This window comes from Pedobacter sp. BMA (assembly GCF_001027745.1).
In the GTDB taxonomy this organism is placed as follows: Bacteria; Bacteroidota; Bacteroidia; order Sphingobacteriales; family Sphingobacteriaceae; genus Pedobacter.
In genome coordinates this window covers 688615-712972 of the sequence record NZ_LECU01000006.1, presented here as the reverse complement: position 1 = coordinate 712972, position 24358 = coordinate 688615, and the positions used below count along the sequence as shown (strand labels likewise).

The window sequence follows — 24358 nt, the reverse complement described above, 5'->3', positions numbered from 1 at the left end:
AGATCTATAGTTTTTTTAAAGCTTGTTTAATTAGTTGCTCTACCGAAAGTGTTCCTTCTGTACCCTTTAAAATCTGGTCAATTGTTTTTTCAGCAGTTTGTTTGGCAAATCCGAGCATTACCAAAGCTGATAACGCTTCATCCTTAACAGTATTGTGTTGAGGCATAGAAATTAATGAATCTACTCCCTCTTTTTTGAGTTTATCCTGCAACTCCAGCACGAGGCGTTGTGCGGTCTTTGCGCCCAAACCCTTAATCCGCTGAATAAGTGGCAGATCAGCTTTCACGATTGCGGTTTGAATTTCTTCCGGCGTTATTGAAGATAAAATCATCCGGCCGGTATTTGGACCAATACCTGATACGGATATCAGGTGCAGAAATAAACGGCGTTCGCCTTCTTCGGCGAAGCCGTATAATGTATGAGCGTCTTCCTTAACATATAGCCAGGTATACAATTTACACCTTTCTGTATCGGCAAGAGCGCTGTAAGTATTTAATGAGATGTTTACATGGTAGCCTATACCTCCGGCTTCAATCACAACATATGCCGGATTTTTAAACGTCAATCTACCATCAATATAGGCGTACATGAATTATTATTTCTTAGTTGTTTTCCCAAATATACCTTTTCGTTTCGATGTTTCAATGTCCTCTTTGGCCTGAACATCTACCACTGCAATAGTAACCATATTTACAATCTCTCTTACCGAACTTCCTAACTGAACAATATGAACAGGTTTATTTAAACCCAGGAGAATTGGACCAACAGCTTCGGCGCCACCAAGCTCCTGCAACAGTTTGTAAGCAATATTACCTGACTCTAAATTCGGGAAAATCAGGGTGTTAGCAGGTGCATCAGCCAGGGTGCTGAAAGGGAAATTATCTTTCAACAGTTCATTATTAATGGCAAAGTTCCCTTGCATCTCACCATCAACAACCACTTCAGGGTGATTTTTATGAAGCAAGCGTACCGTTTCACGCACTTTTTCAGGAGTTACCCCATCATTTGATCCAAAGTTGGAATAGGATAGCAATGCAATACGTGGTTTGATGTTGAACTGCTTTACTGATTTTTCAACAAGCAAAGTGATATCCACCAATTCTTCGGCAGTAGGATCTACATTTACGGTAGTATCGCCAAAGAAAACCGGTCCTTTTTTAGTCATCATCATGTACATACCCGCCACACGTTTCACACCAGGCTCTACACCTATTACCTGGAGGGCTGGCTTTATGGTTGCACCATAGTTTTTGGTCAATCCCGAAATCATGGCATCGGCTTCGCCAAACTCTACCATGGAAGCGCCATAGTAGTTACGGTCTCTCAGCAGCTTCACGGCATCGCGCATAGAAGAAACACCCTTACGCTGACGTTTTTTAAACAAAGCCTCTGCATATTGCTGGGTTTTATCCGGATTCTGCATCTGATCAATGATCTCTACGCCTTCCAGCTCCAACCCATGCTCATCGATGATGGCCTGTATTTTATCTTTATTTCCTAGAAGAATTGGAATGGCGATGTTCTCATCTTTGACAATCTGAGCCGCCTTCAGAATTTTGTAGGTATCGGCTTCTGCAAATACCACCCGTTTAGGATCCATTTTGGCTTTGGTCGTAACGGCACGCATGATGGCATCATCTAAACCCAAGCGTTTTCTTAGTTCCTCGTTATAAGCCTCCCAGTTGGTAATCACTTTCCGGGCAACTCCACTTTCGATTGCAGCTTTTGCTACGGCAGTTGACACTTCGGTAATCAGCCTGAAATCGACTGGTTTTGGAATGATGTAATCTTTTCCGAACTTCAGATTTCTGGCATTATAGGCCAGATTAACGGCTTCAGGCACTGATTTTTTTGCGAGTTCAGCAATTGCTTTCACTGCAGCAATTTTCATTTCCTCATTAATCGTGGTGGCACGGACGTCCAATGCACCGCGGAAAATGTAGGGGAATCCCAATACATTATTCACCTGGTTAGGATAATCAGAACGGCCGGTAGCCATAATGATATCCTTGCGGGTTTTAATCGCTAAATCATAAGATATTTCAGGATCTGGATTGGCCATTGCGAACACAATCGGATTCTTGGCCATCCCCATCAGCATTTCTGCAGAGATGACGTTTGCAGCAGAAAGACCAATCAATACATCGGCACCCTTCAAAGCTTCACCAATATTTGAAATATCCTTTCTGGTGGTTGCAAAGCCCATTCTGTTATCGTCCAGATCAGTTCTTTTCACATCAATTAAACCATTGATATCGAACATGACCAGATTTTCTTTCTTTACACCTAAAGACAGGTACATTTTAGAACAGGAAACTGCAGCAGCACCGGCGCCACTTACCACAACCTTAATCTTATCAATTTTCTTTTTCTGCAGCTCACAGGCATTTAATAATGCAGCACCAGAAATAATAGCCGTTCCATGCTGATCGTCGTGCATGACAGGGATATTCATTTCCTGCTTTAAACGCGTTTCAATCTCAAAACATTCAGGAGCTTTGATATCTTCCAGATTGATACCGCCAAAAGTTGGCTCCAGGGCTTTAACGATTTTTACGAAATCATCTACGTTCTGGGTATCCAATTCTAAATCGAACACATCGATATCAGCAAATATTTTAAATAAAAGGCCTTTACCTTCCATTACAGGCTTACCTGCTTCAGGGCCTATGTTTCCAAGACCTAAAACGGCAGATCCATTACTGATCACCGCAACAAGGTTTCCCTTGGCAGTATATTTGTAAACATCTTCAGTGTTGTTGGCTATTTTTAAACAAGGCTCTGCAACTCCCGGAGAGTATGCCAGGGTTAGATCCCTTTGCGATGTTGTAGGTTTAGTAGGTACTACTTGTATTTTTCCCGGACGACCCTGCGAATGGTAATCCAATGCATCTTGCTTTCTATTCGTATTACTCATTAAGTAACTTATTAGTGACGGGGCAAAGGTACAATTCTTTTTATGAGGCTTAAAATAAAAAGGCACCCAAAAAAGTTAAATAAGCAGCACAGCTTTAGCAGGATACGGGCATCCAGTTTTGCGTAACTTTATCCTTTACTAATTTTCAAAACCATTCCCGGCTGCAAAGCGGCTTTACTTAAACCGTTGTCCTTTCTGATACTTTGAACGGTTGCCCCTTCAAATTTTTCGGCAATTCCCGATAGTGTATCACCGGTTTTAACCTTATAACTTAAAAATGCTGCAGGGACTTTCAAAGGTTTTGAATACTTGGCAAACACTTTCAGTTTTTGTCCAGGAACAATCGTTTTACTTTTTAATCCATTCCAAACCCTTAAATCCTGTACTTCTACGCCATATTTATTGGCTACGGAAGTCAGGTTTTGCCCGGAAGCAACCCGATGATAAATGACATTTACAGGAGTTACCGACAGTTTCTTTTTGCGCAAATCACGAACGTCGTCGGTATTTGCCTGCACAACTTTCATATCTACATCCACTTCAGTATTGTAAAGAACATCATAAATACCGGCAAAGTCGGCATCACGAAGCTTAGGCATCACAATCCTTTTGGGCTCATCTTCCGTTCCGTTTACGATTCGTTTTTTATAGGAAGGATTTAATGCATACATGGCTTCTTCCTCCACATTGAGGACTTTTGCAAGAGACGACAAAGACACGAATCGTGAAGTTTGTACGGTATCGGTTTTCAGAAACAGGTTACAAGCCTGAGCTGAAATCTGGTGCCGGCCTGAATAATTCATCACGTAAACTGCTGCGATAAATGCGGGAACGTAATTCCGGGTTTCTTTAGGCAGATACTGCCTGATTTCCCAGAAATCGCTTGAACCTGCTTTTGCCATGGCGCGGGTAACATTTCCTTTTCCGCAATTGTAGGCCGCAATGGCCAATAGCCAATCGCCAAGTTCTTCGTAAGCATCTCTGAAATATGCAGCTGCGGCATAACTGGCCTGAATCGGATCTTTACGTTCGTCAACAAAATTATCCATTTTTAATCCATAGGCCTTGCCTGTACCAAACATAAACTGCCATATTCCTGTCGCACCCACCCTGGAGATGGCATGAGGATTCATCTGCGACTCTACAATAGTGAGGTATTTGATTTCCTGTGGAATATTGAAATCCTTGAGTGCTTTATCAAAAATTGGAAAGTAATAGTTTGACAGGCCCATCATTTTACCAAACATATCTTTTCGCTTTGCGTAGATGTCGATATATTGCTGAACAAATTCGTTATAGGGAAGCGGAACGGTTTTCTTTATTGAATCAAGCCTGAGTTTATAAATATAATTCTGGCTCATCATCAACGGGTTTTCACTAACCAATGGAACCGCCGTAGTATCCGTATTGATGAAAATATTGTTTTGTCCTTTTGGGAGACTGTCGAGTTTTAAAACCTGCTGCGCAGAAGAAGCGGAAATTAATCCAAAGAAGGCACAAATAGAGGTAATGAGTAATTTTTTAATCATGGGCTATTGGTTTAATAAGCTTCGCCACTCTAACGAATTAGAATCAAAAGATGCTGAGCCAGCATGGCGAGGCGTTACATAGCTCGAAAGGAGCTAATGCCTATTTTAAAAATGCCTGAGAAAAAGCCAGAAGCTTATCTTCCTCAAAATGTTTGGCTGTAAATTGAATACTTAACGGTAAACCTTCCGAATTATTGCCCAATGGCAAAGCAATCGCCGGGTTACCAGTTAAGGATGGCAGCACTGTAAAGATATCAGCCATGTACATCACGAGTGCGTCTTGTACATTATCGCCAATTTTAAAGGCAACTGTAGGGGCTACCGGTGATAAAATAAGGTCGTAATGATTAAATAGCGCATCTACCCTCTCGCGAATGAGCCTGCGTACCTGCTGGGCTTTCTGATAATAAGCATCATAGTAACCCGCACTCAAAACAAAGGTGCCTAGTAAAATACGTTTTTTCACTTCTTCACCAAAGCCTTCAGATCTGGATAGTTTATACAGTTCGTTGAGCGAAGTAGCATCCGTGTTGCGGTGTCCGTAATGAACACCATCGTAACGGGAAAGATTAGAGGAAGCCTCTGCTGTAGTTAAGATGTAATATGCGGGAACCAGATAATCAAGCAAATCAAATGAAACATACTCTACAGTATGGCCTTTTGATTTCAAATCATCTATTGATTTTAGTATTGCCGATTTAATTTCAGGATCCAGCGCATCGCTTTCAATCGTTTCTTTTAAGACAGCAATCTTATGGCTTTTGGTATCGTTTATTATTGAAGAATAATCTGGCACTTCTGAAGCTGAAACAGTCGAATCATATTCGTCTGCACCGGCAAGAACCTGTAAAATTACCGCAATATCATCTACAGATGAAGCAATTGGTCCTACCTGATCAAAAGAAGATGCATAGGCAATTACACCGTACCTGGAAATCCGTCCATAAGTTGGTTTTAAGCCAATTTGCCCGCAGAATGCTGCCGGCTGTCTAACCGAACCACCGGTATCAGTCCCGAGTGCTGCCAGGCAAAGATCTGCCTGCACAGCAACCGCCGAACCTCCTGATGAGCCACCGGGAACCAGATCAGGATTTGCAGCGTTTTTAGCAGGTCCGAAGTACGAAGTCTCGTTAGAGCCACCCATTGCAAATTCATCGCAGTTCAGGCGGCCGATAATTACAGCATCTTCCTGCAGCAAACGCTCCACAACAGTAGAAGAATAAGGGGATACAAAACCTTCCAGCATTTTTGATGAGGCTGTAACAATGTGATCTTTATAACAGATATTATCTTTTATACCGATCACCATACCGGCAAGTTTACCTGCGGTACCGTTTTCTATCTTCTGCTGAACCGCCTTTGCCTGAACTTCTGCCGAATAAAAAAACACCTCGTTGAATGCATTGAGGTGTTTATGATCTTCAATCTGCTTAAAATAGTAAGCCAGTAAATCAGGTAAGTTTAAAGCCTTTTGCGAAATGAGTGTTTGAATCTCCTTTAGAGAGCTGTATTTCTTCAAAACTAAAATCTATGAAATTAAACAGTTTTATCACGGTTAGACGGATCTACCTGATCGCCATCAAGACCATCTTTTCCGTCTTTAAATTCTTTAACACCCTTGCCTAAGCCACGCATCAGTTCAGGAATTTTTTTACCACCAAACAATAACAATACCACTACCGCGATAATGATGATTTCAGGTGTTCCAAGCATTGCTGCTATTGTTGTATTTAACATATCTTATTGATTTAAACTTTTTCTTTTTCAGCGTCGGCTGTAGTATTCACCGGAGTGGTACCTGCAACTTTTTCATCAACCGGGGTTTCATCGGTTGGATGATGACGCTCATTATTGTTATTTGCACCTGTTCTGTCTGCTTCTTCCTTATCAATATCCATAGCGTTTATATTTCTATGAATTTCTCTCTTCACACCATCAGATGCATCTTTGAATTCTCTGATCCCTTTTCCCAGTCCGCGGGCCAGTTCGGGCAATTTTTTACCTCCGAATAACAAAAGGACAACTACTAAAATGAGTACGATCTCCGATCCACCCATATTTAAAAACTCTAATAACGTGCCTTGATACATCACTAATCTATTTTATACAAATATAAACATTTTAAAACTGTGTTCTTTTATTTACTGATCCAAGCCTCTGGATTTAAAGGGGTGGAAACCCTTCTGATCTGGAAACTTAAGATCGCATCGTCTCCTGTATTTCCGATCACTCCAATGGTTTGTTTCGTTTCTACTTTATCATTAACGCTTACGCTAACGGACTTTAAGTTGGCGTAAACAGTAAAATATTCACCGTGACTTATCAATACAATGTAACGGCCGTACTGGTTGAAAACCGTAGTCACTTTACCATCAAAAACTGCCCTTACCGCACCCCCTTGAGCCATGGTAATGTAAACCCCTTCATTGTTAATTGAGGCTTTATCAACCATATGCACACCAAAACGTTCCGTAATCGTTCCGGATGCACAAGGCCATGGCAGCCTGCCACGGTTATTTTCAAAACCGGCTGAAAGCTTTGCGTTCTCCGGTGTTGCCGTTAGCGCTTCGCTACTCGTCTTGGATTTGGCAGTAGCAGCTGCCGGCGCGGTTGGCACAGGCCTATTTTCGGCCCTGGCTTTATCAGCAGCTGCTTTGGCAGCGGCGGCTTCCCTTGCCGCAGCAAGCCTTGCTTCTTCTTCAGCTTTCTTCCTTGCTGCTTCAACAGCACGCCTGATGGCGGCAGCAATGGCCACATCCAACTGCTTTTGCTGTTTCCTGCGTTGTGCTATATCCTGTTGAAACTGCTTTTCCTGTTTGCTTAATTTCCCCAATACAGCGGATTGCTCATTTTTGTCTTTACCAAGCTTTTCCCTTTCACGCTCCTGCTCTTTAAGCAAGTTGCTTTTCTCCCTCAGGGTTTTATCTAAAACCTGTATCTTTCCATTCAGATCCTTTTGAGTCGTTTCTATATAACCCGCCTGCTTTTTCCTGTACTGGCTAAACTGCTGCAGGTATTTAATTCTTTTATAAGCCTGATTAAAATCTTTGGCCGCAAAAACAAACATCATCTTATCGTAAGCGTTGCGGTTTCTTTGAGCAAAACGAATCATGGCCGCATATTCCTTTTTCAGATCGCCCAGCTGGCCTTGTAATGTATGTACGGTATTTGTGTTCTGAGAGATTTGGTTATCGAGGTTTTTAATTTCGGAGTTAATTGTCCCGATCTTTTCCTGACGTAAGCGAATCTGGGCATTGATGCCGTTAATCTGCTGTATGGTGAGTTTTTTACCGTTTGCAGTCTTGCTTAAATTCTTTTGGAGCTGCTCAATTTCGCGCTGTATAGCTTCCTTTTTTCTCCTTAACTGAGACTCGGATTGCTGTGCATGTACAGACAGTGCAAATGCGCTTAAAAACAGTATAGATACAAGTTTGTGTAGCTTCATTAAGCCAAAAGTATAAAAATTTTATAGTAAAAAATATTAAAACTGAGATACTAAAGCGATAACGGAATAATCTACAGCCATCTTCATACATTCTTCATTGACTCAGCGGCATGGTTCTGCACCGGTTGCCAGTTAATGAGGCCGGTATATCAAACGCAACTATAGGTTAGCCCGCTATCGCGCCAGTAATGCGGCAGTAATAAATTAATAGGGCAAACATTAGCAAACCCGCTTTGCTGAAATTAAAGATTGTTGTTTATTTAACTAAAGTATAACTCTTTGGAACTTTAAACGGAAATTCAAGTGGAACATTGCCATCAATCTTAACAAACTGCAAACTGATATTGATCTTCTTTGTTCCGGATAGGGTATTAATTTGAAGGGCACTCGGGAAAAGTGATTCGTTTAACTTTTGATAATCCGTGTAAGTTACTTTAAGTGCCTGCCCGTTTTTAGTATCGTTCAGATTGGTTTCTGCAACTTTAAAAAGCGTATTAAAGAGTAAGCGGTAATCCAAATTCTGCTTCGTTCCGGAAACTAACCAGACATTATTCTCCTTTTTAACAGTCGACTGTGCAGTTAAAAACTCGTTTGCTGCGTTTCCAGTTAAAATGGCTTGCAGGGTATTGAAATTCACCTGCTTATTGGTGAAGTTATAGATGTAGCTGAATGGCTTACTGAGATACTGGCTTTTAGCCCGATTCATAATTTTAATACTATCAGGCGTTATTAAAGCCCGTGCGGGTTCATATGCACCTCCAAGCGCCGTGATACTCACCCAGATCACTTCTTTATCCTTTATGCGGAAGTTCATGGTCACATCATTCGCATCACCTGCTATATCGAGGGTAGCCTTTGCTTTAAGGGAGAGCGTATTGAACTTCAGTTGTTTATTGTTTAAGAGCGTTAAGGCTTCAGTTTTTGAATTATCAACCTTGGTTTCGGTTGGCGCGGCAGGTGGTGCTGCAACGATCTCTTTCTTTGGCTTACAGGCTGTTGCAAAAACAATTGACCCCAGTAACAATGCGCTATTTATAGTATTTCTTCTCATTAATCTTTTTATTTAAAACTTCTGATGCGTTTCCGGCATCTTTTGCTTTTATCCATTGTTCAACCGCCGCAGTTCTTTCACCTTTCATGTACAGGATATCGCCGTAATGCTCCAGATAAACACCGTTTTTGGCGCTATTGTTTTGTAGCGCTTTCTCAATCCAGGTTTGAGCAAGGTCGTATTTCTGCTGTTTAAAAAGGATAAATGCGTAAGTATCGTTAACCGACGAATTATTAGACAAGGCATTTGCAGCGGTGCCGGCATATTTCTCAGCTTTCACTAAGTCATCATTCCTCAATGCCAGGTAGTAAGCATAATTGTTCATGATGAGATAATTATCGGGTTCAATTTCTATTGCCTTTTCAAAAGCCATCTTAGCCTGAGAGAAATTATTCTGGTTGATATAGATATCTCCCTGAAGGGCATAAACCTGCGCCTGTAAGCTTTTGTTGTCAACATCCAGTTGAAGCGCCGTTTTTAAATTACTCAAAGCCAGAGGCGGTTTGCCGGTTTTGAACAAAGCATATGCTGCGAAATAGTATAAGCTTGCCTGATTGGGATATAAGGTAAGGGCCTCATCCGAGATCTTTACTGCATCTTCGTAGTGCCCCAGTAAGGTTTGAATGTTGATGATCTGCTCCCAGACAGCGTAAACCTGATCGTTTAGTTTTAAAGCTGCCTGATATTGTTGTAGGGCATCTTTCAGTTTATTCTGCTGATAAAGTACATCTCCGAATAAGGCAAGTGCTTTGGCATCGGATGGGTTTTTCTCGGCCACTAGTTTGCTTAATGCTGTTACATTTGTTGCAACAACGGGTTGATTCAAATTTGGAAACAATGCCGCAATGATCTTAATTTTATCAACTAAGGGCATTTCATTGCTTTCAAATGCGAGTTTTAAGGAAGCAAAAGCCGCGTCATCATTTTTTTGTTTCCTGTAAATATCAGCGAGTGCCAGGTTGATTTCGTAATTTCCGGGCTCAAGCTGCCGGGCCTTCAGAAGAACTTTTGATGCTTCCTGAAGGTTATCCTTTTGTAAAAGCAGCCCTGCAGCATATAAATAGTTTTTAACATCGGCCTGATTTCCTTCAAGCAACTTTACAATGTCGCTTTCGCTGGCACTCCCATTCCCCTGTAGTCTTCTCTGAGCAAGCTGCAATTCCCTGGACTGGCCGAACTTACTTTCAATTTGATTGTACACCGCTTTGGCATCCTCTGCTTTATTGGAGAGGAACAGCGCATTTGCCTTATCGAAATAATAGGCATCGTTTTCCGGGTTAATGCGGATGAGCTGATTGAAAGCTTCTACCAACGCAGGCATGTTGTTGTTACGCTTGTATATCTCCACCAGCAAACGATAATACCATTGATTGTTAGTATTTAAGCTTATGGCTTTTTTAATATTGATCTCCGCTTCCGTTAACTTTTCCATCCGGAGATTGGCATTGGCCAGTTCGAAATACGCCGCATGATTTTTAGGATCAATGCCAACTAACTTATTGAAGTTTGTGGTGGCGTTGCTGTAGTTTTCAGACATTTTCTCACGCAGCCCGGCGAAAAAAAGCTGCTTTACCATGTTGCTGTCTCTATCTGCATTAGATACAACAGGCATTTGAGCGAAAGCTTTTCCACCGAAACTTAATACTGCAAGAAAAATATACTTCTTCATGTTATTAATTTAAACAAACATTAGCGCTTCAATATTTTTACAAGATCATTCCGTTCAAAATATGCTGCCCCGGCAACAAAGGCAATCAGCATGGCATTTCCAATATAAATATTTCTGTTGAAAATGAAAAATGATGAAAACACCAACACAATAGATATGATCAGGTAAGTGAGGATTTTTTTAAGGTTATATGGAATCGGATAATATTTCTGCCCAAGAATATAAGAGATGATCATCATGGTGCCATAGGTAGCCATTGATACCCAGGCAGAGCCCATATAACTAAACTTTGGAATAAGCAAAACATTGAAAACAACTGTGATTACGGCACCCACTAAAGAAATATATAACCCAAACCTGGTTTGATCTGAAAGCCTGTACCAGATGGACAGATTCATGTAGATTCCTAAACAAACATAGCCAACAAGCAGATAAGGCACTGCCGGCAGGCCTACCCAATACTCAGCCAGGTGTTTTGCATCGCGACTGATAAAATATTTTAGTATTTCAATATTTGCGGTAAGTGCAACAAATAATATGGAAAGTGCAATTACAAAATATTCGAGAATTTTGGCATAGGTAACCTTAGCATTTTCATTCTTAGCGTAACTGAAAAAGAATGGCTCTGCACCTAGTCTGAAAGCCATATTGAAGATACTCAAAAAGATAGCCAGTTTACACACTGCGCCATAGATACCTACCTGCGCTTCAGTTGTAAACCTATCCAGAAGAATTTTATCTAAATTTTCATTAATGATAAACGAAAGATTAGCCACCAACACCGGCCAGCTATACGATAGCATTTTCTTAAATAAATCACCGTCAAATTTGAACTGAACTTTCAGAAACTCGGGTACAAGCAACAGAAAGGTAAAACCACTGGCAATCAGATTGGCAATGAAAACATAACCCACCCATTTATCACGGAACCAGGATTGAAAAAAAGATGTCCCGGGAAGATGATGGGAGATAATGAATGGAATTCCATAGATAAAAAACAAACTCAGTAAAACATAACTCAGGATATTGACAAACTTAATGATGCTATACCTGAAAGGTTTTCCATCTGCTCTTATCCTGGCGAAAGGGATTACACAAATTGCATCTGAAAACAATAACCATAAAAAATATTGAACATACCTTTTTTGGTCCTGATAATGCGACATGTTATTATTTAAAAGCCACTTGGTAATGCTTTCCGTAAAAACCAGTCCGGTAAGGAGAAACAGGGTAGAAATGAAAGCAACGATCAGAAAGGAGTTATTGTAAACCTGCTGCTTTTTATCTTCATGTTTATTCAGATACCTGAAAAAGGTAGTTTCCATTCCAAAAGCAAGTATGGCGTTAATCATTGACGCATAGGCATACATCTTAGTAAACACCCCTAATGCACTTGCGCCATAGCTTCTGGTGAAGATTGGGGTTAATATAAAATTGAGCAACCTTGAGGCAATGGTACTGATCCCATATACCATGGTTTGACCAATAAACTTCTTATATACAGACATTGTTGATTTTAATTGTTTGGCTGGTGAATATTGAGATTACCAAAGGAGATTTTTCTTTACCACCTCAAAGTTACGATAGCCTTTAAGCTCGTCATCGTTTATTTCCACTCCATCAACCACCGACTTCTCAGGGCCTTCTTTGCACCAGTCGATAAAAGCATCTAAAATAAATGGCTCGGCTTCAGCCTCAATATATACAGACCCATCCTTTTCATTTTTTACAAAACCCTTAATACCCATTTGATCGGCTACAGCCTTTGTGCTCGCCCTGAAGAATACTCCCTGCACTTTACCGGTAACTTTAATATTGATGTGTTTCATTAAGGGTGTGTCTTTTTTTTTGAAAGTTTTTATTTTATGTTACAAAGTTACTAATCAGGTTTTATAACATCAGGTCATTTGTCAAATATCAAAATTATAACGATAACCCTGTGTGGGGTTAGGTAAATGCCTCAGGAAATTAATAAGCCGACAATCCCGGAAACGTATATTAAATGAGTTTAAGTACTTCATCGCGCTCAATCAGGAAATCTTCTGATAAATGAATTAAGTTGAGACCTGGCGATTTCCCAACCTCAATAGTCCCTAACTGATCCTGCAGGCCTAAAAACTCAGCACCATTTTTCGTTGCCCACGACAATAGTGTTTCAAAACTTACATTTTTCCGTTCCTGCAAAATCTTCATTTCAGATAAAATGTTCAGCTGGTGGTTGCTCGCTAAACTATCTGTTCCAAGCGTAATTTTCAGGTCTTCCGCCATCAGCAGATCAACATCAGGCAAAGCATTTTCGATGTATAGATTGGCCAGCGGGCAAAGACACCAATATAAATCAGGGTGATTTTGTTTAGCAAACTCAACATCGCCTTTTCCGGACATGGTATTGTGAACCAGGAGGGTTTTCTGACTGGTGCTATAGGGTAGCCAGCTTGGCAACGAGGTTTTCCCGGTTGGCTTAAAAAAGGCAATATCTAAACCTAAGAATTCGTAAAGGCCCAGAAAACCTCCTGTTTTGGATTCGAAGAATAAATTCTCGTTTACAGTTTCCTGATTATGTATACTGATAAAAGCATTTTCTTTTTCTGCACAAAGGTTGATGAGCTCAAAGAGCGCCGGAGACACAGAATACGGCGCATGTGGAACAACCGAAGCCGGAAGAGGGGCGAAATCATTCTTGATTCCCATAGCATACTCCATAATGGCGGTTGCCCTTTGGGGATTGAAACCCATGGCTTCCACAAAAGTATGGTAGTAAATCTGGCTTTTCTGCTTGACTGCTTTCGATATCAGTTGATTGGAAATATCTCCAACGGCTACAATGCCATTATCGAACATTTGCTGATCAGCTTGCAACATCGCATTCTGAATTTGCACAGAGTCAGCCTGCCTGCTTTTGATAATGGTTTGTACAAACTCTACCAGGCCTGTATTTTCAGGAACCCGCCCCAGCATGTGCGACAACTCCAGATGACAGTGCGTATTCACAAAGCCCGGCACTATTGCACCGGCATGCCTTAAAACTGATAAACCGAGCGACTCTGCATTTTTTAGCGTTAATAATTGGATTATTCTCCCTTCAGAATCAACAGCAACGACCCCATTCCGTATAGGTGATTGATTTACGGGGAACACCCAGTCGGCAGAAAAGTATTTTACCATATTGCAAATTAAGCGGAATATGAGGTTGCAAAAAAATTATTCTTTTTAAGCCTGCTTAATATGATGCTAAAATGAATTAGATTGAATGTCCGGCTGGACTAAAGATGAAAAAGAGCCTCCTATCGGAATCGAACCAATGACCTACTGATTACAAGTCAGTTGCTCTACCAGCTGAGCTAAGGAGGCTTTTAATCGGGCTGCAATGATAGAAAAAATATTTCTTTTCAAAAAATAATTTGATAAAAAAAGCAATGAAAATGGTAGCGTTATGTAGCCCTTCACCCCAACCTGTGGAGAATCTCCACAACCCATATTTTGTGGCACACAAATAAAATACTCATAATTAGCAATTTACGCAATCGTGTTGCTTTGGCACCATTATGAAACATTAGCAAGTATTGTTACACACATTAAATTTTAAAAGTTATATACTATGAAAAAGTTCATTTTATCAGCTACATTTTTAGCTTTCGCAGGTTTCTCAGCAGTTCAGGCAAGTGAAGTAAAAGATTTAAAATCAGCTGCAATTGTTGCAGTTCAAGATAGCGCAGTAAAAACTCCGGTTAAACTGGAAGAATTGCCAGAGCCTGTAACTACAGCATTAAAATCTGACGCATATAAAGGCTGGACGGCAACTGAAGCGTGGTCGGTTAAAGAAGGTACTAAAGAGTACTATTTAATCAACGTGAAAAAAGAAGCAGAAACTGGCTCAGTAAAAATCGATAAAGACGGTAAACCAGTTCAATAATAAACTGCCCTTAACCAAGGCATAATCAACCTGATGCGTGGCCAACAGGCCACGCATCATTAAATCATAATCACGAAATTGCTAACCACAATTTCATAACATTTAAATAATAAGACGATGAAAAAGTTCATATTATCAGCTGCGTTCTTAGCTATTGCAGGATTCTCAGCAGTACAGGCGAGTGAAGTAAATACAATTAAAAATGCTGCAATCGTTGCAGTTCAGGATAGTGCAGTAAAAACTCCGGTTAAACTGGAGGAGTTACCAGAACCAGTTACAACCGCATTAAAATCTGATGCATATAAAGGCTGGACGGCAACTGAAGCATGGTCAGTGAAAGAAGGTACAAAAGAATACTACCTGATTAATGTTAAAAAAGAAGCAGAAACAGGATCAGTGAAAATTGATAAAGACGGTAAGCCCGTACAATAACCCCAAATATTACATCTACCTAGTATAAGAAAAGCCGGTTTTTAACTGGCTTTTCTTATTTTTGTTGTATGGCGAGAATCCTGATTTTAGAAGACGATACAACTTTTGCGCAGTTACTTGACGGTTTTTTAACTAAAAATGGCCACGAGATTTCTCTTGTAACCAGCATTAAGCAATGTGCTAAATTAATTGAAAATCAGGAATTTGATTTGTGCCTGATCGATTATCGCTTGCCCGATGGAATTGGATTTGAGGTGATTACACATACCCGGAACTTGGGTTTGAGTGTACCGATTATCATTATGACCAGCTTCAACGATGTTCGGACAGCTGTAAAATCCATGCAAATGGGCGCATTCGACTACATCACCAAGCCGGTTAATCCCGATGAACTTTTAATGGTTATTAAAGATTCTTTAAATAAGAAGGATCACAAAACGATAACACCTGACAATGCTGATGAGGATTTTATTAAGGGTAAAAGCGCAATTGCCGACCGCCTGTATGAGCACATTGCATTGGTAGCCCCAACAGACATGTCGGTTATTATTCAGGGAGAAAGTGGTACGGGCAAAGAATTTGCAGCAAGAACATTGCATCAGCAGAGTAAGAGGGCCGACAAACCTTTCGTAGCCATTGATTGTGGCGCATTATCGAAAGATCTGGCAGCCAGTGAACTGTTCGGCCATATGAAGGGCGCATTTACGGGCGCGTTGAACGATAAAAAAGGTCAGTTTGAAGCAGCCAATGGTGGAACTTTATTTTTAGATGAAGTTGGAAACCTGAGTTATGAAGTACAGATAAAATTGTTGCGCGCTTTACAGGAAAGGGTAATACAGCCATTGGGGAGTACCAAACAGGTATCAGTTGATGTGAGGATAGTAACCGCTACAAATGATGACTTAATTAACAGTATATCTGGCGGCGAGTTCAGAGAAGATTTATATCATCGCCTAAACGAGTTTAAAATTCAACTTCCGGCTTTAAGGGAAAGAGGGAGTGATCTGGAACTCTTCATCAACCACTTTATCCGTTTATCCAACCGTGATCTGGATCGTAATGTAAAAAGCATATCGGCCGAAGCCAAATCGCTATTATTAAACTACGACTGGCCTGGTAACCTTCGTGAGCTGAGTAATGTAATCAAACGGATGGTATTATTGACACCAGGAGATGTTGCGCAGCTTAGCGCACTTCCTGATGAAATGACTATTGCAGTTAACCAGCAAACTATGCCTGGAAGTCCATCTGATTTGAAGGCTTTGAATGAAGTAAATGAGAAAGCGCTCATTGCAGAAGCATTGATCAAGGCAAAATATAATAAATCCAAAGCAGCAAAAATGTTGAATATCGACCGGAAGACGTTATATGCTAAGATGGAGCGATATGGCATTGAGTAATAAGTAAACGGATTCCGCTTGCATCTTCCATCGTTTTCATACCTTTGTTCAACATATGCAGGGCTTAGTTATAAAATCTACAGGAAGTTGGTACAGTGTTCTGGCTGATGATGGCGAACGCTATGATTGCCGTATTGTAGGGAAATTCAGAATTAAAGGAATTAAAACCACAAACCCCATTGCCGTTGGCGACCGGGTAAAGTTTGAGCTGGAAAGAGACAGTAATCAGGGCTTAATCAACGAACTGCTGCAACGGAAAAACTACATTATCCGAAAATCCATCAATTTAAGTAAACAAGCCCAGATCCTGGCCGCAAATCTGGATATGGCAATCCTGCTGGTTACACTTGCCTCCCCCAGAACTTCATTGGGATTTATTGATAGATTTCTGGTGACTGCAGAAGCCTATGATGTACCTGCAGTTCTTGTTTTTAACAAACTGGATTTATTTAGTAAAGAGGGATTGGAAATTCTTCAGGAATTTAAAGATATCTACGAAAACATTGGTTATCCATGTTATGAAGTATCAGCACTTAAGGGCATCAATATTCCGATAATTCAGGAATTGATTACAGATAAAATCACCTTGATATCAGGCCACTCGGGAGTGGGAAAATCGAGTCTTATCAATGCTCTTCTACCCGACCGCGATTTGCGGACAGGTGAAGTATCTGACTGGAGTGATAAAGGACAGCATACCACCACCTTTGCAGAAATGTTTGAACTACCGCAGGGTGGCTTTATTGTAGACACGCCAGGCATAAGGGAATTGGGCATTATAGACATTGAAAAAGAAGAACTCGGACATTTCTTTCCCGAAATATTTAAAACATCACACGATTGCCGCTTTAATAACTGCCGGCACATTAATGAACCCGGATGCGCGGTGATGGAAGCTGTTGAAGCGGGCGAAATTGCCGGTTCCAGGTACGACAGTTACCTCAGTATTTACCATAACAACGATACCAGACATTAAGCAGAAAGCTTTTGCATTTTACCCTTGGTTAAAAATTAAATATGAAATTCAAACTTGGAGATTTTGTCCGTTTTGTTGATGAAAAACGAGAAGGTTATGTTACCAGAATTATTGATGCACAAACACTTGGTGTAACCGATGAAGATGGTTTTGAAATTCCGGTTGCGATTAGCAATCTAACCTCAGTTCATGGCTTCGGCGAAACTGCAACAGACCAGGATACACCGAAGCCAGTTCAGGTAAATGCACCATCCATCCACAAATTCGAAAACGGAATCTACGTTGCTGTAGCTACCGATAACAAAGCGGGAAATGTAGTGCATTTTCATTTGGTAAACCAGCTGCCCATGGTGCTGCTGGCAAGCCTGACCAGCGAAAAAAAAGCTAAATATGCCGGACTGTACCATGGCATAGTTCAAACTGGTCAGGCTACTTTAATACATTCAGCTTCGCTGGCTGATTTAGACCTTTGGCCAGAATTTATTTTTCAGATGCTGGTTTTTAGCAAAAATGACATCAAACCTGCTGATCCACTCGTGATACACAAAAAGTTCAGGGCCAAAGATTTCTCTACTGAGCAAAAAGAACTACCATACCTAAAAAATAAGGGCTGGCTTATTCGCCTGGACGATATTGCGCAGGTCACCATCGACCCGCAAAAATTGAAAGAAAGTTTTTATAAATCACCTGCCGAAAAGAAAACCGTAGATATCCCTGCGAAAGAAATCGACCTGCATATTGAAACACTTCGCGATGACCACCATTTTCTGGAGACAGACGAGATATTACAGATTCAGCTTAATCATTTTCAAAATGCACTGGATGCAGCGATTGTCCATCATTTCGATAAAATTATTTTCATCCATGGAACAGGCAACGGAACTTTACGGAACAAAATCCATAAACTGATCAGCATGAATCCACATATCAAAACTTATATGGATGCACAAAAAGAAAAGTTTGGTTACGGAGCAACTGAGATTGTATTTAAATAACAAAATATCAGAGTAATGATGAATTTAAACTTGTTTATTTACAGATAGCAAATCCATCAAAACTCTAAAATTAATATGATAGCGTTATTGCTGAGGGCTTCCAGTTCTACCTGTTCGGTATCCCAAAGCGATAAACTATCTCTGGCATGCAGGAGTCTGCCTTCAATTTCAAATGCACCATCGATAACGATACAAAAGAATTTACTTTGATTATTTTGCATGCTATAGATGGCTTCCTTACGTCCTGCAAAAATACCTGCACTAAGCTTAAAGGGAAGTTTAAAATGCGATATCAACGGGATCAGCTGGTTCGGTTTTTTTTCAAAATCAAAATTAAACAGCATATCACGGGCACGCAGCAAGAACATATCAGTGTTTATGCCGAGTTGTATATAGTTGACCACGTCGTTAGCATAGGGATTACTAATCTCCAATACTTCACCCTTGCCTGAATTAAGGACCTGTACTTGGCCGGTGTCTACTGAAAACTCGTTTCCACCTTGCACAATGTCGATTCCTCCGGTTACCGGAAAGAAAATCTGGTAAGCGTCTTGTTTTGACAGGAAGAAATTGAGCTTTCCTCCCGCTATAGATTCGTCATTGCATAGAAATAAATCCCCATATGGCGCTCTGTGTTCATTATAATACTTTTCAAAATTGAAAGTGCTGTATCTTCTTAATATAGCGGTTTCAGCAAATCCGCGCTGATCGGCCAAAAAGATCTGGCCAGGTATAAGTGCCATAAATTTAACTTAAGTCTTTAATTGAATGAATGCTGATAAATGGCTGCAGCTGGAAAAGATTGGTAAAAATCTCTTCGCCTTCCATGGTTTGTTCCAGAGAAACAAGCAACTGATTGTCGACAGTATCATGCCAAACCATTGGTTTCGAAAAAAAGTTAATGGCGATTTTATGCCTTTCAATATCATTAATATCAGAGTTAATAATCTCAAATTTGAAATTTTCGAAGGTTAGAAACCGCCTGCCTAAATTATCGAGTACATCGGGGATAATACCATTTAACTGACGCAGATATCCTGTAACCGCTGCACTTACCAGAAAATGAAGCTTATCTGCTCCTGGTACATTGATTAATAACTCGGCGAAGGTATTATATTTCAGCTCCTGATTATACAATTGCGATTGCATTTTAAATTCCAGAAAACTGTCTTCATGCACAAATTTGTCCCAGGGATTTGCATTCGAGTCGTCGATTATTTTTCGGTAGCAGAGAATAATTATTTTCTTAGGCATGGCATAAAATTAAAAAAGACGTCAGGAAATCCTAACGTCTGATTGAAAATAAAAAAATATAAGGATATTACGCTTTTACGTTTAGCTTAAAAGTAAGATCGAAACCTGCAGCAAGCGTACCTGTAACTGCAGCAATCTGTACTCCTGTTTTATCGTCACTAAATATATTGTCGGCATTGTTGTAAGTATAACCGGTTAATCCTTTGGAATATCCGTTTACCAATGCAAGCGAGGTACCCGATCCTTCAGGAAAGGCGATTTGGGTAACATTTAATGACGTACCTGCTGCATTGTAAACATGCACATGTATATGTGTTGCGCGCCCGCTGTACCAGCCGGGGAAAATAGATGTAAAAGTTACCAGACCATTTGAATCGGTAGTTTGGCGCCCACGCAGAAAGTGAACAGACTGATAGTTGGTGGATTGCATACTGGTACCGCCATATTCTGAATAATTACCTTCTGCATCACAATGCCAGATATCTACAATTGCACCGGCTAAGGCTGCACAACTATTATTGAGGTTACCAATGGTAATTTTAGCTGTTAACTTATAGCCTGTGCGTCCATCGGTGATATCGCTGCGTACATAAGATGCTGGGCTCTTTGTAGGGAAAGGCCCTTCTGTTTCTGTTGGTGCAACTGTACAGGTACCATTTGTACTTGCCGTTGTACCTGCACTGCCTGATCCCGATGTTGTACCGTCGTCACTAATGCTGCTCTTTTTGCAGGCTTCTATGATTACCGGAGTGGAGACTGCTCCAATCATCAAACTTCTGATGAAATTTTTTCTTTCCATGGCTAGACTGTTTTGTTTCGTTAAATAAATTTAAGAAGAAACCCTGATGTAACGACGATGTGACGATATATGACAGAATTGTATCGTTAAACATTAAATTGTTTAACCTAAAAACGAGAAATGTTAAAGGCATTATGCAGAAGCTGAATTTGAGGTACAGTTTTTGACCGGATGTAATTTCTTTTTATAAAAGATTAAAACTAGCTTTGCCGCAAATTAATGAAACACCTCGTTACCATATCTCTTGTATTCTTTAGCTTAACACACCTGGCAAAAGCCGAGCGCGTTGAAGGGCTTAGGATATTGAATGAATACTGTAATGAGCACAAAATGAGTGTTAATGATACCGGCAGAACCACAGTTCAGCTCAATGATGACCGGAATCCTTATTTGTTATCTTACAGCAAACTTGCTTTAATTGGCACACAGGCACCATTAAAAGTTGCAAAACATGTTTGTGCAGATCAGATAATTGCTGACCTTACCATTCGAAAAAAGCCGAAAAACAACAGTCCATAGTTTTTTGTCAAAAAATCTGATTAAGATTTTACCCACCCCATATCACTCAATAACAGCCAAATTGACTTGTAAAGAGCAAAGGCCTGGTTATTGAAATTCAATTTTATTAATATACAATACGATTTAAAATATAATGTTAGGATTTTTAGCAAAGATTTTCGGAAGTAAATCTGAAAGAGATATAAAGGCTATTCAGCCATTAGTAATTCAAATAAATGAACAATACAGCAAACTATCTGCGCTGAGTAATGATGAGCTTCGTGGTAAAACCATTCAGTTTAAAGAAAAAATTTCGGAGTTCTTAACGGAAATTGATGGTAAAATCGCGGCATTAAAATCTGATGCAGAAAATGAAGAACTTGATCTTCATGAAAAAACAGCCATTTATGATCAGGTTGATGCATTAGGTAAAGACCGTGATGCTGAATTGGAGAAAGTGCTCCTGGAAATTTTACCTGAAGCTTTTGCAGTAGTAAAGGAAACTTCACGTCGTTTAAGTGAAAACGACTACCTGGAAGTTACGGCAACGGAGTTTGACAGGAATTATGCAGCACGCAGAAACAACGTTAAAATAGTTGGCGATAAGGCGCAGTGGGCCAATAAGTGGGATGCTGCCGGTACTGAAGTAGCCTGGAACATGGTTCACTACGATGTGCAGTTAATTGGTGGTATAGTTTTACATAGCGGTAAAATTGCCGAGATGGCTACCGGTGAGGGTAAAACCCTGGTAAGTACATTGCCTGCATACTTAAACGCACTAGCAGGTCAGGGTGTTCACATCGTTACGGTGAATGATTATCTTGCCCGACGTGATAGTGAATGGAATGGTCCTTTATTTGAATTTCACGGTCTGTCTGTAGACTGTATTGATAAGCATGAGCCCAACTCTGAAGAGAGACGAAGAGCTTACGCTGCAGATATTACTTACGGAACCAATAATGAATTCGGTTTCGATTACCTTCGTGACAATATGTCGCAAACACCGGATCAACTGGTGCAGCGTAAATTGCATTTTGCAATGGTGGATGAGGTCGATTCAGTATTAATTGATGATGCCCGTACACCTTTAATTATTTCAGGCCCGATTCCGCATGGCGATCAGCATGAATTTTACGAGTTGAAACCACGCATTGAGCGTTTGGTTAATGCACAAAAAGCTTATGTTACCCAGGCATTAAATGAAGCAAAGAAATTAATTAATGCAGGTAACACAGGAACTGAAGAAGGTGAAGGTGGTTTAGCATTATTACGTGCTTACCGTGGTTTACCAAAAAACAAGGCACTAATTAAATTCTTAAGTGAAAGCGGTGTTCGCGGACTGTTATTGAAAACTGAGAACCATTACATGGCCGATCAGTCTAAGAATATGCCGAAAGTAGATTCTGAATTGTTTTTCTATATTGATGAAAAAAACAATCAGGTTGAGCTTACTGAAAAAGGTATCGAACTGATTACGCAATCAGGAGAAGACCCTCATTTCTTTGTATTGCCGGATGTTGGTACTGAAGTAGCAGAACTGGAAAAATCTGCATTACCTCTGGAAGATAAAGTTGTACAGAAAGATGCTTTAATGCGCGACTATTCAGTAAAAGCTGAGCGTATCCACTCGGTGAACCAGTTATTGAAAGCCTATACCTTATTTGAGATTGATGTGGAATACATCATCGATGAAGGAAAGATTAAAATTGTTGATGAGCAAACCGGCCGTATTATGGATGGCCGCCGTTACTCAGACGGATTGCATCAGGCTATTGAGGCTAAGGAAAATGTTAAAGTTGAAGATGCCACACAAACCTATGCAACTGTAACCTTGCAGAACTATTTCCGGATGTACCACAAACTTTGCGGTATGACGGGTACAGCCACTACAGAAGCAGGTGAGTTCTGGTCGATCTATAAATTAGATGTTGTTGAAATTCCAACCAACAGAAATATATCCAGACAGGATGAACAGGATTATGTTTACCGTACTGTTCGTGAAAAGTACAATGCTGTAGCGGATGAGATTGTAAAATTAACGCAGGCAGGTCGCCCGGTACTGGTAGGTACAACTTCGGTTGAAATCTCTGAGCTATTAAGCCGCATGCTTAAACTTCGCGGAATAAAACACAATGTGTTGAATGCGAAGATGCACCAGAAAGAGGCAGATATTGTTGCCGAAGCCGGACAGGCAGGTCAGGTGACCATTGCAACCAACATGGCTGGTCGTGGAACTGATATTAAACTGGGTGCTGGTGTTAAAGATGCCGGTGGTTTAGCTATCGTAGGTACCGAACGTCATGAATCCCGTCGTGTAGACAGGCAGTTACGCGGTCGTGCAGGTCGTCAGGGTGATCCGGGTTCATCTCAGTTCTTTGTTTCTCTTGAAGATAACCTGATGCGTTTATTTGGTTCTGAAAGAATATCAGGTATTATGGTGCGTATGGGAATTGAAGATGGAGAAGTAATTCAGCATTCTATGATTACCAAATCTATTGAGCGCGCCCAGAAAAAAGTAGAAGAGAATAACTTTGGTATCCGTAAACGTTTACTGGAGTACGACGATGTGATGAATTCTCAACGTACTGTGATTTACGCTAAACGTAAAAATGCCTTGTTTGGTGAGCGTTTGGATGTGGATATGAACAATATGGTTTTCGATGTAGCCGAAGATATTGTTACGGAATATAAAGAAGAAGCGAATTACGAAGGTTTTAAACTGGAAGTAATTAAAAACTTCTCTGTTGATACTGCCATTACAGAAAAAGATTTCACTTCAACCAACATTGCACAGTTAACGGAAAGATTATTCGAGGAAGCTGAAGCATTTTACAGCAGAAAGTCTGAAGCCATTATCCAGCAATCATTACCTGTATTAACTCAGGTTTATGAAGAACGCGGTCAGCATATCGAACAGATTGTGGTTCCTTTTACAGATGGCATCCGCGGTATTCAGGTGGCTGTTGATTTGAAAAAAGCAATTGATAACAAAGGAAAAGAAGTTGTACGTTCATTTGAAAAAACAATTGTTTTAGCCTTAATAGACGATAGCTGGAAAGAGCATTTACGTGAAATGGATGACTTGAAGCAATCAGTTCAAAATGCTGTTTATGAGCAAAAAGATCCGTTGGTAATTTATAAAATGGAAGCATTCAACTTATTCAAAAGCATGCTGAATTCGGTGAATAAAGAAGTGGTAAGCTTCCTGTATAAAGGTGGAATCCCTGTTCAGCAAGATCCGGAACAAGTTAAAGAAGCTCCGGCACCTGTTAAACAGCCAAAGTTACAAACCACCAAACAAGAGTTTGGACGTGAAGAACCAGGTATTGAATTTGGCGACACGCGCGAAGCGGTTCCGCAACAACCTGTTCGCAAAGAAGCAACAGTTGGCCGTAACGAACCCTGCCCTTGTGGTAGCGGCAAGAAATACAAAAATTGCCACGGCGCGAATTTGTAAGTAAATTACTGTTAAATTATAGA

The 24358-nt window shown here is 40.4% G+C and carries 22 protein-coding genes and 1 tRNA gene; 7 read left to right on the top strand and 16 right to left on the bottom strand.

From position 1 onward, the window contains the following. Positions 1-4: 4 nt before the first annotated feature. The 13 genes from ruvA to AB669_RS15130 form a co-directional block, all read right to left on the bottom strand. The gene (gene ruvA / locus AB669_RS15190; RefSeq protein WP_047800127.1) at positions 5-589 is read right to left on the bottom strand and encodes a Holliday junction branch migration protein RuvA; all 585 of its coding nucleotides are present in this window, start codon (positions 587-589) and stop codon (positions 5-7) included. Between the two features lie 6 nt (positions 590-595). Then, positions 596-2917, bottom strand: a complete 2322-nt coding sequence (locus AB669_RS15185) for an NADP-dependent malic enzyme (protein WP_047800126.1) — start codon at positions 2915-2917, stop codon at positions 596-598. 128 nt (positions 2918-3045) lie between these two features. Then, entirely contained in the window at positions 3046-4446 is a 1401-nt protein-coding gene (locus tag AB669_RS15180) for a lytic transglycosylase domain-containing protein (RefSeq protein ID WP_047800125.1), read from the bottom strand. A gap of 100 nt (positions 4447-4546) precedes the next feature. Next, positions 4547-5965, bottom strand: a complete 1419-nt coding sequence (gene gatA, locus AB669_RS15175; protein ID WP_047800124.1) for an Asp-tRNA(Asn)/Glu-tRNA(Gln) amidotransferase subunit GatA — start codon at positions 5963-5965, stop codon at positions 4547-4549. A gap of 17 nt (positions 5966-5982) precedes the next feature. Next, a complete protein-coding gene (locus tag AB669_RS15170; protein ID WP_197082411.1) occupies positions 5983-6183 on the bottom strand; it encodes a twin-arginine translocase TatA/TatE family subunit in 201 nt (66 codons plus the stop codon). Between the two features lie 11 nt (positions 6184-6194). After that, on the bottom strand, positions 6195-6536 hold the full coding sequence (locus AB669_RS15165) for a twin-arginine translocase TatA/TatE family subunit (RefSeq protein WP_047800123.1): 342 nt from the start codon (positions 6534-6536) through the stop codon (positions 6195-6197). A gap of 47 nt (positions 6537-6583) precedes the next feature. Beyond that, entirely contained in the window at positions 6584-7891 is a 1308-nt protein-coding gene (locus AB669_RS15160) for a murein hydrolase activator EnvC (protein ID WP_047800122.1), read from the bottom strand. Positions 7892-8147: 256 nt separating this feature from the next. Next, a complete protein-coding gene (locus AB669_RS15155) occupies positions 8148-8942 on the bottom strand; it encodes a DUF4292 domain-containing protein (protein ID WP_047800121.1) in 795 nt (264 codons plus the stop codon). Then, positions 8920-10611 carry a lipopolysaccharide assembly protein LapB gene (locus AB669_RS15150; RefSeq protein ID WP_047800120.1) on the bottom strand — a complete coding sequence of 564 codons (1692 nt, stop codon included), beginning with the start codon at positions 10609-10611 and terminating at the stop codon, positions 8920-8922. Before AB669_RS15150 ends, AB669_RS15155 begins: the two co-directional genes overlap by 23 nt. Positions 10612-10631: 20 nt before the next feature. Then, on the bottom strand, positions 10632-12119 hold the full coding sequence (locus tag AB669_RS15145; protein ID WP_082120689.1) for an oligosaccharide flippase family protein: 1488 nt from the start codon (positions 12117-12119) through the stop codon (positions 10632-10634). A gap of 36 nt (positions 12120-12155) precedes the next feature. Continuing rightward, on the bottom strand, positions 12156-12440 hold the full coding sequence (locus AB669_RS15140) for an acylphosphatase (RefSeq protein WP_047800119.1): 285 nt from the start codon (positions 12438-12440) through the stop codon (positions 12156-12158). Positions 12441-12609: 169 nt separating this feature from the next. Further along, a complete protein-coding gene (locus tag AB669_RS15135; RefSeq protein ID WP_047800118.1) occupies positions 12610-13776 on the bottom strand; it encodes an amidohydrolase family protein in 1167 nt (388 codons plus the stop codon). A 113-nt stretch (positions 13777-13889) separates the two neighbouring features. After that, positions 13890-13962 (bottom strand) — tRNA-Thr (locus tag AB669_RS15130). A 247-nt stretch (positions 13963-14209) separates the two neighbouring features. On the opposite strand from AB669_RS15130, the gene AB669_RS15125 reads away from it, so the two are divergent. From AB669_RS15125 to AB669_RS15105, 5 genes are all read left to right on the top strand, one after another. Further along, positions 14210-14524, top strand: a complete 315-nt coding sequence (locus AB669_RS15125; protein WP_047800117.1) for a hypothetical protein — start codon at positions 14210-14212, stop codon at positions 14522-14524. A gap of 117 nt (positions 14525-14641) precedes the next feature. Continuing rightward, positions 14642-14956 carry a hypothetical protein gene (locus AB669_RS15120; RefSeq protein WP_047800116.1) on the top strand — a complete coding sequence of 105 codons (315 nt, stop codon included), beginning with the start codon at positions 14642-14644 and terminating at the stop codon, positions 14954-14956. A 68-nt stretch (positions 14957-15024) separates the two neighbouring features. After that, positions 15025-16356, top strand: a complete 1332-nt coding sequence (locus AB669_RS15115; protein WP_047800115.1) for a sigma-54 dependent transcriptional regulator — start codon at positions 15025-15027, stop codon at positions 16354-16356. A gap of 55 nt (positions 16357-16411) precedes the next feature. Continuing rightward, positions 16412-17332: a ribosome small subunit-dependent GTPase A gene (gene rsgA, locus AB669_RS15110; RefSeq protein ID WP_047800114.1), complete on the top strand. Its 921-nt coding sequence runs from the start codon at positions 16412-16414 to the stop codon at positions 17330-17332. Positions 17333-17373: 41 nt separating this feature from the next. Further along, on the top strand, positions 17374-18327 hold the full coding sequence (locus AB669_RS15105) for a Smr/MutS family protein (protein ID WP_047800113.1): 954 nt from the start codon (positions 17374-17376) through the stop codon (positions 18325-18327). Positions 18328-18383: 56 nt separating this feature from the next. Here AB669_RS15105 and AB669_RS15100 read toward each other — a convergent pair whose 3' ends face one another. From AB669_RS15100 to AB669_RS15090, 3 genes are all read right to left on the bottom strand, one after another. Then, complete coding sequence (locus AB669_RS15100; protein ID WP_047800112.1) at positions 18384-19070, bottom strand: hypothetical protein; 687 nt, start codon at positions 19068-19070, stop codon at positions 18384-18386. 4 nt (positions 19071-19074) lie between these two features. After that, the gene (locus tag AB669_RS15095) at positions 19075-19581 is read right to left on the bottom strand and encodes a hypothetical protein (protein ID WP_047800111.1); all 507 of its coding nucleotides are present in this window, start codon (positions 19579-19581) and stop codon (positions 19075-19077) included. Positions 19582-19648: 67 nt separating this feature from the next. Next, entirely contained in the window at positions 19649-20380 is a 732-nt protein-coding gene (locus AB669_RS15090) for an intradiol ring-cleavage dioxygenase (protein WP_047800110.1), read from the bottom strand. A gap of 219 nt (positions 20381-20599) precedes the next feature. Between AB669_RS15090 and AB669_RS15085 the strand changes: the two genes are divergently transcribed. Together AB669_RS15085 and secA are read left to right on the top strand one after the other, a co-directional pair. Next, positions 20600-20899 carry a hypothetical protein gene (locus tag AB669_RS15085; protein WP_047800109.1) on the top strand — a complete coding sequence of 100 codons (300 nt, stop codon included), beginning with the start codon at positions 20600-20602 and terminating at the stop codon, positions 20897-20899. Between the two features lie 133 nt (positions 20900-21032). After that, on the top strand, positions 21033-24335 hold the full coding sequence (gene secA, locus AB669_RS15080) for a preprotein translocase subunit SecA (RefSeq protein WP_047800108.1): 3303 nt from the start codon (positions 21033-21035) through the stop codon (positions 24333-24335). The last annotated feature ends 23 nt before the right edge of the window (positions 24336-24358 follow it).